At 65.6% G+C, this 16,482-nt stretch carries 12 protein-coding genes; 4 read left to right on the top strand and 8 right to left on the bottom strand.

The genetic code is table 11. The annotated features are described in order from the left end of the window. The first annotated feature begins 185 nt into the window (after positions 1-185). The 3 genes from leuA (at position 186) to GSQ95_RS04080 (ending at position 6,307) form a co-directional block, all read left to right on the top strand. A complete protein-coding gene (gene leuA, locus GSQ95_RS04070) occupies positions 186-1,856 on the top strand; it encodes a 2-isopropylmalate synthase (RefSeq protein ID WP_158892832.1) in 1,671 nt (556 codons plus the stop codon). Between the two features lie 141 nt (positions 1,857-1,997). Continuing rightward, a complete protein-coding gene (locus GSQ95_RS04075) occupies positions 1,998-5,303 on the top strand; it encodes an EAL domain-containing protein (protein WP_158892834.1) in 3,306 nt (1,101 codons plus the stop codon). A 53-nt stretch (positions 5,304-5,356) separates the two neighbouring features. Next, entirely contained in the window at positions 5,357-6,307 is a 951-nt protein-coding gene (locus GSQ95_RS04080; protein ID WP_158892836.1) for an aldo/keto reductase, read from the top strand. 289 nt (positions 6,308-6,596) lie between these two features. On the opposite strand, the gene GSQ95_RS04085 is transcribed toward GSQ95_RS04080, so the two are convergent. Beyond that, on the bottom strand, positions 6,597-7,058 hold the full coding sequence (locus GSQ95_RS04085; protein ID WP_133862755.1) for an Lrp/AsnC family transcriptional regulator: 462 nt from the start codon (positions 7,056-7,058) through the stop codon (positions 6,597-6,599). 131 nt (positions 7,059-7,189) lie between these two features. On the opposite strand from GSQ95_RS04085, the gene GSQ95_RS04090 reads away from it, so the two are divergent. Next, positions 7,190-8,338: an aminotransferase class V-fold PLP-dependent enzyme gene (locus GSQ95_RS04090; RefSeq protein WP_158892838.1), complete on the top strand. Its 1,149-nt coding sequence runs from the start codon at positions 7,190-7,192 to the stop codon at positions 8,336-8,338. Here the strand turns inward: GSQ95_RS04090 and GSQ95_RS04095 are convergent, their stop codons facing one another. The 7 genes from GSQ95_RS04095 to ispG all read right to left on the bottom strand — a co-directional run bounded on the left by GSQ95_RS04095 (position 8,339) and on the right by ispG (position 16,469). Continuing rightward, a complete protein-coding gene (locus tag GSQ95_RS04095) occupies positions 8,339-9,130 on the bottom strand; it encodes an amidohydrolase (protein WP_158892840.1) in 792 nt (263 codons plus the stop codon). Then, on the bottom strand, positions 9,118-10,266 hold the full coding sequence (locus GSQ95_RS04100) for a pyridoxal phosphate-dependent aminotransferase (protein WP_158892842.1): 1,149 nt from the start codon (positions 10,264-10,266) through the stop codon (positions 9,118-9,120). The genes GSQ95_RS04095 and GSQ95_RS04100 overlap by 13 nt, the downstream gene beginning before the upstream one ends. A gap of 397 nt (positions 10,267-10,663) precedes the next feature. Next, positions 10,664-12,151 carry a ribosome biogenesis GTPase Der gene (der, locus tag GSQ95_RS04105; RefSeq protein ID WP_158892845.1) on the bottom strand — a complete coding sequence of 496 codons (1,488 nt, stop codon included), beginning with the start codon at positions 12,149-12,151 and terminating at the stop codon, positions 10,664-10,666. Between the two features lie 78 nt (positions 12,152-12,229). Continuing rightward, positions 12,230-13,372, bottom strand: coding sequence for an outer membrane protein assembly factor BamB (gene bamB, locus GSQ95_RS04110; protein ID WP_158892847.1), 1,143 nt, complete (start codon positions 13,370-13,372; stop codon positions 12,230-12,232). Continuing rightward, the gene (locus GSQ95_RS04115; protein ID WP_133862760.1) at positions 13,372-14,013 is read right to left on the bottom strand and encodes a tetratricopeptide repeat protein; all 642 of its coding nucleotides are present in this window, start codon (positions 14,011-14,013) and stop codon (positions 13,372-13,374) included. The genes bamB and GSQ95_RS04115 overlap by 1 nt, the downstream gene beginning before the upstream one ends. A gap of 11 nt (positions 14,014-14,024) precedes the next feature. After that, entirely contained in the window at positions 14,025-15,332 is a 1,308-nt protein-coding gene (hisS, locus tag GSQ95_RS04120) for a histidine--tRNA ligase (protein ID WP_158892849.1), read from the bottom strand. A 24-nt stretch (positions 15,333-15,356) separates the two neighbouring features. Further along, positions 15,357-16,469, bottom strand: a complete 1,113-nt coding sequence (ispG, locus tag GSQ95_RS04125) for a flavodoxin-dependent (E)-4-hydroxy-3-methylbut-2-enyl-diphosphate synthase (protein ID WP_158892851.1) — start codon at positions 16,467-16,469, stop codon at positions 15,357-15,359. Positions 16,470-16,482 lie beyond the last annotated feature (13 nt).

Here is a 16,482-nt window from a genome sequence, read left to right on the forward strand (position 1 = left end):
TCCTGCCAATTTTAAAAAGAACATTGCGAGACCTGCCCTGGGCGGACTAACGTTAGCGCCATGCACAACGCCCATACCCTCATCCTCCTCCGGCAGCACCGCTGCCTGCGACTGGTCAGTCCACGACTGCGAAGCTCGACCGCGTTCGCTTCGTAAGTCCCGACTACGCCCAAGGAAAGAACCCCATGACCATGCTCAAAGATCCCTCGCAGAAGTACCGTCCCTTCACGCCCGTCGCCCTGCCCGACCGTACCTGGCCGGACAAGGTCATCGACAAGGCGCCAATCTGGCTGTCCACCGACCTGCGCGACGGCAACCAGTCGCTGATCGAGCCGATGGATGCCGAGAAGAAGATGGCCTTCTTCAAGTGCCTGGTCGCCGTGGGCCTGAAGGAGATCGAGGTGGGCTTCCCCTCCGCCTCCCAGACCGACTTCGATTTCGTCCGCGAGCTGATCGAGGGTGGTCACATCCCCGACGACGTCACCATCCAGGTGCTGACCCAGGCCCGTGACGACCTCATCGAGCGCACCTTCGAATCGCTCAAGGGCGCCAAGCGCGCCATCGTCCACTACTACAACGCCTGTGCGCCGAGCTTCCGCCGCATCGTCTTCGGCCAGGACAAGGCCGGCGTCAAGGCCATCGCCGTGGCCGCCGGCCAGACCATCGTGCGCCTGGCCGCCGAGCGACCGGAGACCCAGTGGGGCTTCGAGTATTCCCCCGAGGTGTTCAGCTCCACCGAGACCGACTTCGCCGTCGAGGTGTGCAACGCGGTGATCGCGGTGTTCGCACCGACCCCGCCCAGCAAGCTGATCCTCAACCTGCCCGCCACCATCGAGTGCGCCACGCCCAACAACTACGCCGACCAGATCGAGTGGTTCGGGCGCCACATCGACCGCCGCGACAGCGTGCTGATCAGCGTCCACACCCATAACGACCGCGGCACCGGCGTCGCCGCCTCGGAACTGGCGGTAATGGCCGGCGCCGATCGCGTCGAAGGCTGCCTGTTCGGCAATGGCGAGCGCACCGGCAACGTCTGCCTGGTGACCCTGGCGCTCAACCTCTACACCCAGGGCGTCGACCCCGAGCTGGACTTCTCCGACATAGACGCCGTGCGCAAGACCGTCGAGGAGTGCAACCAGCTGCCGGTGCACCCGCGTCATCCCTATGTCGGCGACCTGGTCCATACCGCCTTCTCCGGCTCCCACCAGGACGCCATCCGCAAGGGCTTCGCCCAGCAGAAGCCGGACGCCCTCTGGGAAGTCCCCTACCTGCCCATCGATCCGGCCGACATCGGTCGCGACTACGAGGCGGTCATCCGCGTCAACAGCCAGTCGGGCAAGGGCGGCATCGCCTTCCTGCTGGAACAGGAATACGGCATCAGCCTGCCACGCCGCATGCAGATCGAATTCAGCCAGGTGGTGCAGCGCGAGACCGATCGCCTGGGCCTGGAGATGAGCGCGGCGCAGATCCATGCCCTGCTCGAACAGGAATACCTGCAGGCCAAGAGCCCCTACGCTCTGGTCAGCCACAAGCTGCGCGAGGAAGATGGCACCTCCACCGTCGACATCAAGGTCGCCGTCGAGGGTCGTACCGAGCACTGGCACGGCACCGCCAAGGGTCCGCTGGAAGCCCTGGTCGCCAGCCTGCCCCAGGCGGTGGAAATCATGGACTACCACGAACATTCCATCGGCGCCGGCGCCAACGCCAAGGCCGCCTCCTACATCGAGGTCCGCCTGGAAGGCCAGCGTCCGCTGCATGGCATCGGCATCGACGAGAACATCACCACCGCCAGCTTCCGCGCCCTGCTCAGCGCCCTGAACCGCGCGGTCACTCAGGCCCAGGCCAAGGCCGCCTGAACTGACATTCGTCAAACTAAAGGGAATACCTGTCGGTGTTCCCTTTTTTTATGTCCCCTCTGCCTAGATACTGGCCGCTTTGAGGAATCTCCGCTCCCGCCGTGCAGCGCCACGCCGAAAGCGGTCCGTTACGGACGGTCGATGAACGTATCTTTGCTTCGGTTTCCGCCCGCCCTGGGTAGCGCCTTGGCACTCTGCGGCGTGTTCCTGCTCTCTTCTCTGCTGTGCCTGACACTGACCGGTCAAGATCCCAGTGCGGTACCGGCGCTGTGGTTACCCAATGGTCTGGCGCTGGCGTGGCTACTGCGCAGTCCGCCGCAACGGTGGTCGCTACAGGCTGGCGCCATTCTGGTTGCCGCCGTGCTGGCGGACCTCCTGACGGGCGGTACAGCGCTGCATGGCCTGGGATTCGGCGCTAGTAATCTTGCCGAGATTCTGTTGGGCACCACGCTGTTGCAGCGGCAGAATCTGGTATTTAATCGCAACGTCGCGGCGATGGGCCGCCTGCTCATCTATGGCGTCCTCCTGCCGCCGCTACTAGGCGCGGCCTTGGGGACCCTGATGATGGGTCTCACCGGGGAAGCCAGACTGCTGACCGTGGCCGTGCACTGGTATATCGGTGACGCCCTAGGGCTTCTCACGGTATTACCCCTGGCGCTGCTACGCTGGCCGGTGACGCTGGCTACCTTCACGCCATACGGGCGCAAGGAATTCATCGCCCTACTGGGCCTGAGCCCCCTGCTGGCGATCTGCATCCTGAGTTACCTGCCTTACCCCTTCGTCTACCTGGCGATGCTGCTGCTGATGCTGACCATGCGGCTCACCGTAGAGGGCACGGCGCTGATCGGCGGACTCAACATCTTCCTGCTGGGCAACCTGCTTGCCTACGATCATGTCATTGATCTGACCGGCGCGTCCCTGGCCACCCAGGCGCTCACCTACATACCCGTGGCACTGATGCAGATCCCGCCGTTGTTGTTGGCATCGGCGGTGCAACAGAGCCGCCATCAGCATCAGCGGCTGCTGCGCAATCAGGCACGCTATCGACACGCCATGCAGACCGCCCCCTATGGCATGGCGCTGGTGTCCATCCAGGGGCTGCTGTCGGACGTCAACCCGGCTCTGGAAACCATGCTGGGCTATTCGCGCCATGTCCTCGAAGGCCAGTCCCTGGGCGATCTGCTGGCCGACGCCCAGGCCGAGCCCGACCTGGGCGAGCACGAGCAGACGCTGCGACTCCGTCACCATGACGGCCATTCCCTCTGGGTGATGATGGCTTGCTCGCCAGACCACAACGACCAGGATCTACTGACGGGCTATCTGCTGCAGGTTCGGGATATCGATGCTGAGCGACGCGCCGATGAAGTCAGCGCGCATCTGCGCGAGCGCTTGCAACTGGCGATTCGTGCCAGCAACGTTGGCATCTGGGAGTGGGACGGTCGCAGCCGTCAATTCATCGCCGATGCCAAGGTCCACCAGCTCTATGGCTTGCCGCTGATCGATGGCAATTACGCGCTGGCGACCTGGATCGAAGCCCTGCATCCCGAGGATCGCGAGGCGTCAATGAGGCTCTTCCGTGCCTCCATCAGCAGCCTGTCCTCCTACGAGCACGAGTTTCGCATCGTTCGCCGGGATGGCGTCGTTCGCTGGATCCGTTCTGAAGTCATCGCCATCGAAAGCGGCGACGGCTATTGCCGCATGGTCGGCAGCAACCGCGACGTCACCGAGCACCACCAGCTGACCACGGCGCTCTACGAGGAAAAGGAACGGCTGCAGGTCACCCTGGCTTCCATCGCCGACGCCGTGCTGACCACCGACATGGACGGCCGCATCCTCTTTCTCAATCCGGTCGCTGAACAGCTCACCGGCTGGTCGCTGGCGGATGCCCAGGGGCGCCCCCACGAAGAGGTGTTTCTCATCCACGACAGCCAGAGCGACGAGGTGCTGCCCAGTCCGGTGACCCGCTGCCTGTGTGAGCAGACCATCACCTCGCTGGACGAGGGCGCGGTGCTGCTCAGTCGCCAGGGTGAAAGACACGAGGTGCAGGACTCCGCCGCGCCGGTACGCACGGTGGATGGCCACATCATCGGCGCGGTGCTGGTGTTCCAGAACGTCACCCATGCCCGCAACCTGCAGCGCGAGCTGAGCTACAACGCTTCCCACGACGCCCTCACCGGTCTCTACAACCGCCTGAAGTTCGAGCAGGAGCTGGACGCCGCTTGGCAGCAGGCCCAGGCCGGCACCACCCAGCATGCGCTGTGCTTCATCGACCTGGACCGCTTCAAGGTGGTCAACGACTCCGCCGGCCATGCCGCCGGCGACCTGCTGCTGCGCGAACTGGGCACCCTGCTGCGCGATTCCCTGCGTGGCTCGGACGCGGTGGCGCGCATCGGTGGCGACGAATTCGCCCTGCTGCTGCGCGACTGCGACCTGGTACAGGCCGAGGCCGTCGCCGAAAAACTCATCGCCAGCATAGGTGCCGTACGCTTCAACTGGCAGAACCGGATCTACGACGTCGGCGCCAGTGCCGGCATCGTCGCCATCACCGCCGAGACCCGCAGCCTGGCCGAATTGATGAGCCAGGCCGACGTGGCCTGCTACACAGCTAAGCACGCCGGGCGCAATCGCGCGGCGCTCTATCGCGCCGGCAGCGAGGACGTGGAGCGCCAGCACCGCGAGATCCTCATGGCCAGCGGCCTGCGCGAAGCCCTGGAACAGCACCGCTTCGAACTCCACGCCCAGGTCATCGTCCCCACCCGCGCCACCGGCAGCACCGCGCAGCACATCGAGCTGCTGCTGCGCCTGCGCGATGTCCAGGGCCAGCTGATCTCGCCGGCCACCTTCATCCCGGCCGCCGAGCGCTTCGGCCTGATGAGCAGCATCGACCGCTGGGTGGTGCGCCAGGTGCTGGTCGAACTGGTGCCCTGGCTGCAGGAACGACCCGAGCTGCACGTGGGCATCAACCTCTCGGGCAACAGCCTGAGCGATCCCGACTTTCTGCCCGAATTGCTGGAGCTGATCGCCGCCTCGCCGCTGGATCCGCAGCGCCTGCTCTTCGAGCTGACCGAGACCGCGGTGATCAACAAGCTCTCGGTGGCCTCCGCGCTCATCAGCCAGGTGCGCGAACGCGGCTGCCGCATCGCCCTGGACGACTTCGGCGCCGGCCTCAGCTCCTTCGCCTACCTCAAGCACTTCCGCGTCGACTACGTGAAGATCGACGGCAGCTTCATCCGCACCCTCGACCAGGATCCGCTGGATCGCGCCATCGTCGAGTCCATCAATCAGGTCGCCCATCACCTGGGCGCCGAGACCATCGCCGAATTCGTCGAATCCCAGGCCACCTTCGAACTGCTCAGCACCATCGGCGTCGACTACGCCCAGGGCTATGCCCTCGGCAAACCCCTCCCCCTGCGGGAGTGGCCGGGGTCATCACGCCTCGAACCTTGAGCCGCGGCCATCGGTCGTAACCTGCATGACTCCCCCAACCGGATGAGGATTCCATGCACACACGTACCCTTGGCCACTCAGACCTCCAGGTGCCGCCACTCTGCTTCGGTGGCAACGTCTTCGGCTGGACGCTGGACGAAGCCCAGTCCTTTCGCATGCTGGACGCCCTGCTCGAGGCGGGCCTGACCTTCATCGACACCGCCGACGTCTATTCGCGCTGGGCACCGGGCAACAGCGGTGGCGAATCCGAGACCCTGCTGGGCAAGTGGTTCGCCCGCAGCGGCAAGCGCGACCAAGTGATCCTGGCCACCAAGCTGGGCATGGACATGGGCGAAGGCCGCAAGGGCCTCAAGGCCAGCTATGTGCAGCAGGCGGTGGAGGCGTCGCTCAAGCGCCTGCAGACCGATCGCATCGATCTCTATCAGGCGCATTGCGATGACGAGGACACCCCGCTGGAGGAAACTCTGGGCGCCTTCGCCCGGCTGGTGGAGCAAGGCAAGGTGCGGGTGATCGGCGCCTCCAACTACAGCGGCCAGCGCCTGCGCGAAGCGGCCAGGATCGCCGAACGCCTGGGCGTGCCGGCGTACCAGAGCCTGCAGCCCCACTACAACCTGCATGCACGCCAGGATTACGAGACCGACCTGGAACCGGTGGTCAAGGAACTCGGCCTGGGCGTGATCAGCTATTTCTCCCTGGCCAGCGGCTTCCTGACCGGCAAGTACCGGACCAAGGACGATCTCCAGGGTTCGCGGGCGGAGATGGTCAAGCGCTACCTGGACGAACGCGGCGTGGCCATCCTGGCCGGCCTCGACGAGATCGCCGAAAAGCACGACGCCACCCCGGCCCAGGTCGCCCTGGCCTGGCTGATCGCCCGCCCCAGCATCACCGCGCCGATCGCCAGCGCCACCTCCCAGGCCCAGCTCGACGACCTGGTGGCCGCCACCCGGCTGCAAATACCGGCCGATGACATCACCCTGCTGAATCAGGTCAGCGCCTATCGCTGAGGTGTCGCGACCACAGACGCGCACGGAGCAGCCCCCTCTCCCTTTGGGAGAGGGTTGAGGTGAGGGAGATACCACGCAACCGATATCGAGAGTGGAAAAGGCTGCGCCGTTTTCCACGCTACGCATCAGTCACCTCTGCAGCCGCTGAAGATCTACCTGGCCGCCAAAGCCCAGCGCCCGCTCGGACAACCCCCTCTCCCCCCGGGAGAGGGCTGGAGTGAGGGAGATACCACGCAGCCGATATCAAGAGTGGAAAAGGCTGCGCGGTTTTCCACGCTACGGCCCTGCCCTACCGCACATAATCCAGTGGCAAGGCCGTGCTGTATTTGATCTGCTCCATGGCGAAGCTGGAGCTGACGTCCAGCAATCCGGGCACCTGGATCAGGCGCTTGTAGACGCCATCGTAGGCGGCGATGTCCGGCACCACGATGCGCATCAGGTAGTCGGTATCGCCAGCCATGCGATAGAGCTCGACCACCTCCGGAATGGCCGCCACCGCCTCGTGGAAGCGCTGCAGCCAGTCCATGGCGTGCTGGTTGGTGCGCACCGAGACGAACACCGTCACCCCCACGTTGAGCTGCCGGGGATCGAGCAGCGCCACCCGGGCACGGATGACCCCCTGCTCCTCCAGCTTCTGGATCCGCCGCCAACAGGCGGTGGTGCCCAGGCCGATACGCTCGGCGATATCGGCCACCGGTCGAGTGCTGTCCTGCTGCAAGATCTCGAGGATGGCGCGATCGAAGCGATCCATGAAATGGCTTTCTCCAGAAAAGCTATTTAAGAGAATTCTATTCCCCTGAAAACGCCAATAAGGGATAAAAAAGCAAATTTCTTCACGAGCGCGAGCGTTAGCCTAGTTCCATTCAAACGCTCGAGGCCGCCATGGACGCTTATCCCCTGTATTTCGACTACGCCGCCACCACTCCTGTCGACGATGTCGTCATCGAAGCCATGCTGGGTTGCCTGGGGCGCCAGGGCGTCTTCGGCAATCCCGCCTCCCGCGGCCATGCCTTCGGCAATGACGCCCAGCGCGCCGTGGATACCGCCCGCCAGCAGGTGGCCGATCTGGTCGGCGCCCGGCCCGAGCAACTGATCTGGACCTCCGGTGCCACCGAGTCCAACAACCTCGCGCTGCTCGGCGTGGCCCGGCGTCGCGGGCATGGCCATTTGATCACCAGCTGCCTGGAACACCGGGCGGTGCTCGATACCGCCGCCCAACTGGAAGCCGAGGGCTTCGCCGTCACCTACCTGACGCCTGATGCGGCCGGTCTGATCACCCCCGCCGCCGTCGAGCAGGCCTGGCGGGCGGATACCTGCCTGGTCTCGCTGATGATGGTGAACAACGAGCTGGGTACCCTGACCGACATCGCCGCCATCGGTCGACTGGTGCGTGCCCGGGGCGCGCTCTTCCACGTGGACGCCGCCCAGGCCACCGGCAAGGTCGCCCTCGACCTCACCGGCCTGGAGGTCGATCTGATGTCCTTTTCAGCGCACAAGACCTATGGCCCCAAGGGCATCGGCGCCCTCTATGTCGGTCCGCGTGCCGAGGGTACCCTGCAGGCGCAGATCCATGGCGGCGGCCACGAGCGCGGGCTGCGTTCCGGCACCCTGGCCACCCACCAGATCGTCGGCATGGGTACCGCCTTCGCCCTCGCCGGCCAGGCCATGGCGCGGGAGAACGAGCGACTCGGCCAGTTGCGCGAGCGGTTCCTGGCCGGGGTGCAGACGCTGCCCGGCATGCGGCTCAATGGCTGTGCCCGGCAGCGCATTCCCCATACCCTAAATCTGACCTTCGCCACGCCGCTGGACACCGCGTCATTGCAGCGCCAGCTGGCCTTCTCGACCACCTCGGCCTGCAGTTCGGCCAAGGCGGCGCCCTCCCATGTTCTGCTGGGTCTGGGGCTCACCCCTGAACAGGCCGCACGCAGCTACAGATTCAGCCTGGGTCGCTACACCACTGCGGCGGACGTGGACCGGGCCGTCACCCTGATCCACCAGCACGCCGCCCAGCCAGCACCCTTCTGGGCCTGATCAGTCCAGGCGGAAGGCATCGGCATCGCGCTGCGCGGGAAAGCGCTCGCGATAGGCGGTAAGGGCGGTAGCCGAGAGCGTCGTGTGGAAGATGCCGGATTCCGCGCCGGCCTCGATCAGGGGTTCACCCTGGAAGTCCAGCACCTGGCTGTCACCGGCATAGGGATGGCCATTGCCGTCGCTGCCAAGGCGATTCACCGCGGCGACATAGCAGAGATTCTCGATGGCTCGCGCCGGCAGCAGGCGATTCCAGTGCCCGCGCCGCGGCGCCGGCCAGTTGGCGACATAGAGCAGCAGGTCGGTATCGTCCTGGGCGCGACTCCAGACCGGGAATCTCAGGTCGTAGCAGATCAGCGGGCGGATCCGCCAACCCTTGAGGGTCACCCGCAGCCGCTGCTCGCCCGGGGCATAGTGCTCGTGCTCGCCGGCCATGCGAAACAGATGGCGCTTGTCATAGTGCTGCAACTCGCCATCCGGCGTCGCCCACAACAGGCGATTGCGGTACTGCCCGTCCGCGTCCCGCACGATCAGGCTGCCGGTGACCACCGCGCCGAGCCGCTGCGCCTGTTCTCGCATCCAGGCCACTGTCGGCCCGTCCGCGGGCTCGGCAAGGGCTGCCGATTCCATGGAAAAGCCGGTGGTGAACATCTCCGGCAGGATGATCAGATCGGTCTCGCCGACTTCCGTCAGCAGCGCCTCGAAATGGGCACGGTTGGCGGCCGGATCGTGCCAGGCCAGTTCGCTCTGCACCAGCGTCAGGCGCAGGTCCTGGGTAGGGGTCAGATCGCGCATAGCCGCTCCGCTGCCTGCCGCAGGGTGTCTTCGCGCTTGGCGAAGCAGAAGCGCACCAGGCGCAGGTCCGCGGGCGGCGTCTGGTAGAACACCGACAACGGAATGGCGGCGACGCCATGCTCGCGGGTCAGCCACTCGGCCATGGCCACGTCGTCCAGATCCGGGCGGATGGCGGAATAGTCGACCACCTGGAAATAGGTGCCGGCGGCGCGCTGGAAGCTGAAGCGCGAGTGCCCCAGCAGATCGCAGAAGAGATCGCGCTTGGCCTGATAGAAGGCCGGCAGCTCGCTGAGGTGTTCGGGATGGGCGGCCATGAAATCGGCCAGGGCGCCCTGGATCGGCGTCACCCCGCAGAAGCTCACGTACTGGTGCACCTTGCGCAACTCGGCCGACAGCGCCGGCGGCGCCACCACGTAACCGGTCTTCCAGCCGGTGACGTGATAGGTCTTGCCGAAGGAGCTGACCACGAAGGCGCGGGCATAGAGTTCGTCGTGGGCGATGACGCTGGCATGGCGTTCGCTTTCATAGACCAGGTGCTCGTAGACCTCGTCGCTGACCAGGTAAAGATCGCGCCCGCGGATCAGCGCGGCCAGGCGGTTCAGCTCGGCAGCGCTGACCAGGGCCCCGCTGGGATTGTGCGGGGTATTGAGCACGATGGCGCGGGTGCGCGGACTCAGGGCGGCTTCCAGTGCCGTCCAGTCGATACCGAAGCCCGGCAGCGCCAGGGGCACGTGCACGCAGCGCCCGCCGGCCAGTTGCACCGAGGGTTCGTAGCTGTCGTAGCAGGGATCGAAGACGATCACCTCGTCGCCTGGCCGCACCAGGGTCTGGAGAGCGCAGAACAGGCCCTGGGTAGCCCCGGGCACAATGGTGACCTCGGCCTCGGCATCCACCTCTCGACCATAGAAGCGGGCGATCTTGGCCGCCACCTGCTGGCGCAGCGCCGGCAGTCCGGTCATGGGTGCGTACTGGTTGTGACCGGCCGCGACATGGCGACCGACCGCCGCGAGCAGCTCGGCCGGGCCGTCGAAATCGGGAAAGCCCTGGGACAGATTCAGCGCACCGGTCTGGGCGGCGAGCTGGGACATGCGGGTAAAGATGGTGACGGCGAGGTCGGGAAGCTTGCTCTGGATCATCGCGCGGGCACGGGTCTGGCTGATAAGACCAGCAGCCTGCGATTTTTTCCCCGCGAGAGCAAGAGAGGGAGTTTGGAAGGGAGCGGTTCGGCTCGTGCGCCCAGCCAGACGCTCGACCCAAAGCTGATCGCGGCCATGGGCCGCTCCTACCGGGTTCTAACTTTTGTAGGAGCGGCCGCATCGGCGGACCGCCATGGCCGCGATAAGACGGCTCACGTAGCGTGGAAAACGGCGCAGCCTTTTCCACTGATGAATCCGCGGGGACGCCCTCACCCCACCCCTCTCCCGGAGGGAGAGGGGGCAGTTCGGTGCGCGAGGGGCACCTTCACCCAAACCCTCTACCAAAGAAAAAGGGGGCTCCCCTGAGCCCCCTTTCCCTGCGCAACGTCCTGCCGGTCTACCGGCGCTTGTCCTTGCGCTTCTTCTCGGCCTTCTTGTGGTGGCTCATCAACCGGCGCTTCTTGTTGACCTGGCGCTCGGTGAGGGTGTTCTTCTTGCCCTCGAAGGGGTTCTCGCCACCGCGGTACTCGATACGGATCGGCGTACCCACCAGCTTGAGCACCCGGCGATAGGTCTTCTCCAGATAGCGGGTATAGGACTTGGGTACCGCATCGGTCTGGTTGCCGTGGATGACGATCAGCGGCGGGTTGGCACCACCCAGGTGGGCATAGCGCAACTTGATGCGCCGGCCACTGACCATCGGCGGCTGGTGCTCCTGCACCGCGTCCTCGAGGATCTGGGTCAGGCGACTGGTCGGCCAGCGGGTGGTGGCCGAGGCGAAGGACTGTTGCACCGACTTGTACAGGTGACCCACGCCGGTGCCATGCAGCGCCGAGATGAAGTGGATGTCGGCGAAGTCGACGAACAGCAGGCGGCGTTCCAGTTCGGTCTTGACGTAGTCGCGCTCGCCGGACTCCATGCCGTCCCATTTGTTGAGAGCGATCACCAGGGCACGACCGGTCTCCAGCACGAAGCCGAGCAGGTTGAGGTCGTGCTCGACCACGCCTTCGCGGGCGTCCATGACGAAGATCACCACGTTGGCGTCCTGGATCGCCTGCAGCGTCTTGACCACCGAGAACTTCTCGACCGCCTCGAAGACCTTGCCGCGGCGGCGCACGCCGGCGGTGTCGATCAGGGTGTAGCGTTCTTCGTTGCGCTCGAAGGGGATATAGATGCTGTCGCGCGTGGTGCCGGCCTGGTCATAGACGATCACCCGCTCTTCGCCGAGCATGCGGTTGACCAGTGTCGACTTGCCGACGTTGGGCCGGCCGATCACGGCGATCTTGATGCCGGTGGTCTCGTCGATGCCCTGCACGCGACGGAAGACGTCACCGCCCTCCTCCGCGGCCGCGCGCACCTGCTCCTCGGTGAGCTCCTCGACCTCGACCTCATCCTTGGGAAAGACGCCCAGGGCGTCTTCCAGCAGGTTGTTCACGCCGCGCCCGTGGGCCGCCGCGATGGGATAGGCGTCGCCGATGGCCAGCGGGCTGAATTCCGCCCGGGCGATATCCGGGTCGACGGTATCGACCTTGTTGGCCACCAGGAAGGTGCGCTTGTTTCGCTTGCGTAGATGCTCGGCGATCATCTGATCGGCGACGGTCATGCCTTCGCGGGAGTCCACCAGGAACAGCACCGCATCGGATTCTTCGATGGCCTGCAGCGACTGCTCGGCCATCTTCAGGTCGATCCCCTCCTCGTCACCGGAGATACCACCGGTGTCGACCACGATGTAGGTGCGTCCCTGCCACTTGGCTTCGCCGTACTTGCGATCGCGGGTCAGGCCGGCAAAGTCGGCGACGATGGCGTCCCGGGTCTTGGTCAGGCGGTTGAAAAGCGTGGATTTGCCGACGTTCGGCCGCCCCACCAGGGCAATTACGGGAACCATGCGGCTCTCCCAGAGCAGAAAACACGATGGCCGCTACCGAACTTCACGGTAGCGGCCATCGGTTGAGGATAATAGTTTCTAGCGCAGACGATAGGCGACGAGTTTACCGCCATTGCCGTAAACATAGAGCATGTCGCCGACGACCAGTGGCCGTACCCGGACGCCGTCACCGTCGACCTTGGTGCGACCGACGAAACGCCCATCGACCTGGCTCAGCAGGTGGATGTAGCCGGCGTAGTCGCCCACCACCACGTTACTCGACCAGACCACCGGGCCGGTGAGCTGGCGACGGGCCAGATCGGCATTGGTCCAGAGCGAAGAAGTCGAGGATTCCTCGACGGCTTCCACGGTGCCGTTGTCCAGGCTCAGGTAGACGTTGCCGAAGCCTTCGGCGACGCCGTCGTAGCTGGAGGCGTCGCGCTGCCAGAGGATCTGGCCGTTGGCCGGATTGAGCGCGGCCACGCGGCCGTTGTAGCTGACCACATAGAGGGTGTCGCCCGACAGCGACAGACCACCGTCCACGTCGACGATGCGCTCCAGCTCGGAACGGCCCTTGGGCACGGCGATCTGCTGTTCCCACAGCGGCAGGCCGCGCTGCACGTCCAGGGCGACCACCTTGCCGCTGGCGAAACCGGCCATGACCACCTGGTTGGTGACCAGGGGCGCACCGGTACCGCGCAGACTCAGCACCGGCTGGGTGTCTTCGTAGATCCAGCGACGGGTACCACTGCCCAGCTCGAAGGCCTGCAGCTTGTCATCCTGGGACTGCACCACCACCACGTCGTTGTTGACCACCGGGGCGGAGAGCACCTCGCTGGACGCCTGGGCGCGCCACTTCTCGTCGCCACTGGCGCTGTCGAGGGCGATCACCTGGCCACGCAGGGTGCCGACCAGCACCAGGCTGGAACCGACCCCGACGCCACCGGACACCGGCAGGTCCAGGTCCTTCTTCCACAGCACCTGGCCGGTCTCGCGATTCATCGCCATGACCCGGCCATCGGCATCGGCGGCGAAGATCGTCTGGCCGTCCACGGCCGGCACCAGGCGGTTGTATTCCTTGCCCTGGCCGTCGCCCACCGAGCGACTCCAGACTTCATCCAGCCGGACTTCGGCCTTGATGTCCTTCAGCTCGGCCGGCGGCAATTCCTTCTTGCCGGTGCTGCTGCACCCGACGACCGCAAGGGCGAGACCCAGTACCGCGATAGGCTTCCAGCGCAACATCAGGCGTCTCCTTTGGCGAGATCATCGAGTTTCATCTGCAGCACGCCTTCGGCTGCATCGTTGGGCAGCGCGGCGCGGGCTTTTTCATAAGCGGCGCGGGCCTCGGTCGGCTTCTTCAGCGCAACCAGCAGGTCGCCACGCAATTCTTCACGATTGGCGACATAGGCCTTGGGTGCCTCGCCATCCAGCAGCTTGAGGCCTTCTTCGGCCTTGCCCTGGGCCGCCAGCACCCGGGCCAGACGCTGACGCGCCAGCTCGCCGAGTTCGGCGTCGTGGGGCTTGTCCACCACGGCCTTGAGCTCGGCGGCGGCGTCGTCCAGGCGATTGTTCTCCACCGCCACCTTGGCGACGAAGAGACTCCCGTACTGGGCGTAGGCGGTACCGGAATAATCCTGCTTGAGCTTGCCGTAGGTATCGGTCACCCGCGCGGTGTCGACCTTGCCGCCGGGCGCCAGAGCGGCTTCCACCAGCTGCTGATAGAGCACCGAGGCGCCTTGCGCCTGGTTGTTCTGATAGCGCTGCCAGCCCTGCCAGCCCAGTACCGCCACCAGGGCGATGACGCCACCGGCCAGCAGCGGCTTGCCATTACGCTGCCACCAGGCCTTGGCGACCACCAGATTGTCGTCGTCGATGGAACTCAAATCCGTTCTCCTCAATTCCCGCGACCGGAACCGGCCGGGGGCAAAATCTCGTCCAGACGGGCGGCCAGGGCCGCGAAGTCGACCTTTTCCTGGGGCGCGTCGCCACGCAGCGGCTTGAGTGCCACCTGTTGCGTGGCCAGTTCGTCGTCGCCCAGGATCATCGCCCAGAGCGCGCCGCTCTTGTCGGCCTTCTTGAACTGGCTCTTGAAGCTGCCGGCGCCGGCGTTGACCAGCAGGCGCAGGTCGGGACGGACGTCGCGAAGCTGCTCGGCCAGCTTGAGGCCGGCCAGTTCGGCCGCCTCGCCAAAGGCGCAGAGATAGAGATCGGCGGGGCGCTGCAGATCACCGGGCAGCCGCTCCAGGGTTTCCAGCAGCAGCACCAGGCGCTCGACGCCCATGGCGAAGCCGACCCCCGGGGTGGGCTTGCCGCCGAACTGGGTGATCAGGCCGTCGTAGCGGCCACCGGCGCAGACGGTGCCCTGGGCGCCGAGCTTGTCGGTGACCCACTCGAAGACGGTCCGGCCGTAGTAGTCCAGGCCACGCACCAGCTTGGGATTGATCTGGTAGCGGATGCCGGCGGCGTCCAGGCGGGCTTTCAGGCCGTCGAAGTGGGCGCGGGATTCGTCGTCCAGATAATCCGCCAGGGTCGGGGCGTCCTGCAGCAGCGCCTGGCTCTGGGCGTTCTTGCTGTCGAGGATGCGCAGCGGATTGGTGGTCAGGCGGCGCTGGCTGTCTTCGTCGAGTTGCTCGAAGCGGTCCTGCAGATAGGCCACCAGGGCTTCGCGATAGCGCACGCGATCGGCACTGGAACCCAGGCTGTTGAGCTGCAGGGTGACGGCGTCGGTCAGACCCAGGCGCTGCCAGAGGCGCGCAGTGAGCACGATCAGCTCGGCGTCGATGTCCGGACCGGGCAGGTTGAAGACCTCCACGCCGATCTGGTGGAACTGGCGATAGCGGCCCTTCTGCGGCTTTTCGTAGCGGAACATCGGCCCGGCGTACCAGAGCTTCTGCACCTGGCCACCGCCGGTCATGCCGTGTTCGAGCACCGCCCGCACGCAACCCGCGGTGCCTTCCGGCCGCAGGGTCAGGGACTCCTCGTTGCGGTCGAGGAAGGTGTACATCTCCTTGTCGACCACGTCGGTGCCCTCGCCGATACCGCGGGCGAAGAGTTCGGTGAACTCCATGATGGGCAGACGGATCTCGTGATAGCCATAGCCGTCGAGCAGCGTCGCGAAGGTACGTTCCAGGTAGCGCCAGGCCGGAGTCTGCTCCGGCAGGATATCGTTCATGCCACGGATGGCTTGCAGGGACTTGCTCACGAAAGGGCCTTATTCCTTGATCTTTCAGCTGCGCACGATGAGTGCGGCATCCGCTTCGGCCTTTTCGGCCGCCTTGCGGCGGATGAGCCCTTCCAGCTCGTCCACCAGATTGTCGTTGTTCAGCTTGGAGGCCGGCTTGCCGTCGATGTACACCAGGTTGTTCGGCGAACCCCCGGTCAGGCCGACATGCGCCTCCTTGGCTTCGCCGGGACCGTTGACCACGCAGCCGATCACCGCGACGTCCAGGGGCACCAGCAGGTCCTCCAGGCGCCCTTCCAGCTCGTTCATGGTCTTGACCACATCGAAGTTCTGCCGCGAGCAGCTCGGGCAGGCGATGAAGTTGATGCCCCGCGAACGCAGGCGGAGGGATTTCAGGATGTCGAAACCGACCTTGATCTCCTCGACCGGATCGGCCGCGAGCGAGATGCGGATGGTGTCGCCGATGCCTTCGGCCAAGAGCATGCCCAGCCCCACGGCGGATTTCACCGTACCCGAGCGCAGGCCGCCGGCTTCGGTGATGCCCAGGTGCAGCGGCTGCTCGATGCGGGTGGCCAGCTGGCGATAGGCGGCCACGGCCATGAAGACGTCACTGGCCTTCACGCTCACCTTGAAGTCCGGATAGTCCAGCTTCTCCAGGTGGTCGACGTGGCGCATGGCCGATTCCACCAGGGCTTCCGGGGTGGGCTCGCCGTACTTCTTCTGCAGGTCCTTTTCCAGCGAACCGGCGTTGACGCCGATGCGGATCGGGATGCCGCGCTCGCGGGCCGCGTCGACCACCGCCCTCACCCGATCTTCGCGACCGATGTTGCCGGGGTTGATGCGCAGGCAGTCCACGCCCAGCTCGGCGACGCGCAGGGCGATCTTGTAGTCGAAGTGGATGTCGGCCACCAGCGGCAGGCTGACCCGCTGCTTGATGCGACCGAAGGCTTCGGCGGCGTCCATGTCGGGCACCGAGATGCGCACGATGTCGGCACCGGCGTCCTGCAGGCGCTGGACCTGGGCCACGGTGGCATCGACGTCGCAGGTTTCGGTGTTGGTCATGCTCTGCACGGCGATGGGGGCATCGCCGCCGACCGGCACCGAGCCGACCCAGATCTTGCGGGACAACCGACGTTTGATGGGCGATTCGCTATGCATGCTGGTTTCCCAT

It is taken from the genome of Pseudomonas sp. BAV 4579 (assembly GCF_009765395.1).
Taxonomy (GTDB): domain Bacteria; phylum Pseudomonadota; class Gammaproteobacteria; order Pseudomonadales; family Pseudomonadaceae; genus Chryseomonas; species Chryseomonas aestiva.

Coding starts and splice junctions, on each gene's coding strand:
- leuA (WP_158892832.1), top strand. CDS start 186: ATGACCATGCTCAAAGATCCCTCGCAGAAGTACCGTCCCTTCACGCCC.
- GSQ95_RS04075 (WP_158892834.1), top strand. CDS start 1,998: ATGAACGTATCTTTGCTTCGGTTTCCGCCCGCCCTGGGTAGCGCCTTG.
- GSQ95_RS04080 (WP_158892836.1), top strand. CDS start 5,357: ATGCACACACGTACCCTTGGCCACTCAGACCTCCAGGTGCCGCCACTC.
- GSQ95_RS04085 (WP_133862755.1), bottom strand. CDS start 7,058: ATGGATCGCTTCGATCGCGCCATCCTCGAGATCTTGCAGCAGGACAGC.
- GSQ95_RS04090 (WP_158892838.1), top strand. CDS start 7,190: ATGGACGCTTATCCCCTGTATTTCGACTACGCCGCCACCACTCCTGTC.
- GSQ95_RS04095 (WP_158892840.1), bottom strand. CDS start 9,130: ATGCGCGATCTGACCCCTACCCAGGACCTGCGCCTGACGCTGGTGCAG.
- GSQ95_RS04100 (WP_158892842.1), bottom strand. CDS start 10,266: ATGATCCAGAGCAAGCTTCCCGACCTCGCCGTCACCATCTTTACCCGC.
- der (WP_158892845.1), bottom strand. CDS start 12,151: ATGGTTCCCGTAATTGCCCTGGTGGGGCGGCCGAACGTCGGCAAATCC.
- bamB (WP_158892847.1), bottom strand. CDS start 13,372: ATGTTGCGCTGGAAGCCTATCGCGGTACTGGGTCTCGCCCTTGCGGTC.
- ispG (WP_158892851.1), bottom strand. CDS start 16,469: ATGCATAGCGAATCGCCCATCAAACGTCGGTTGTCCCGCAAGATCTGG.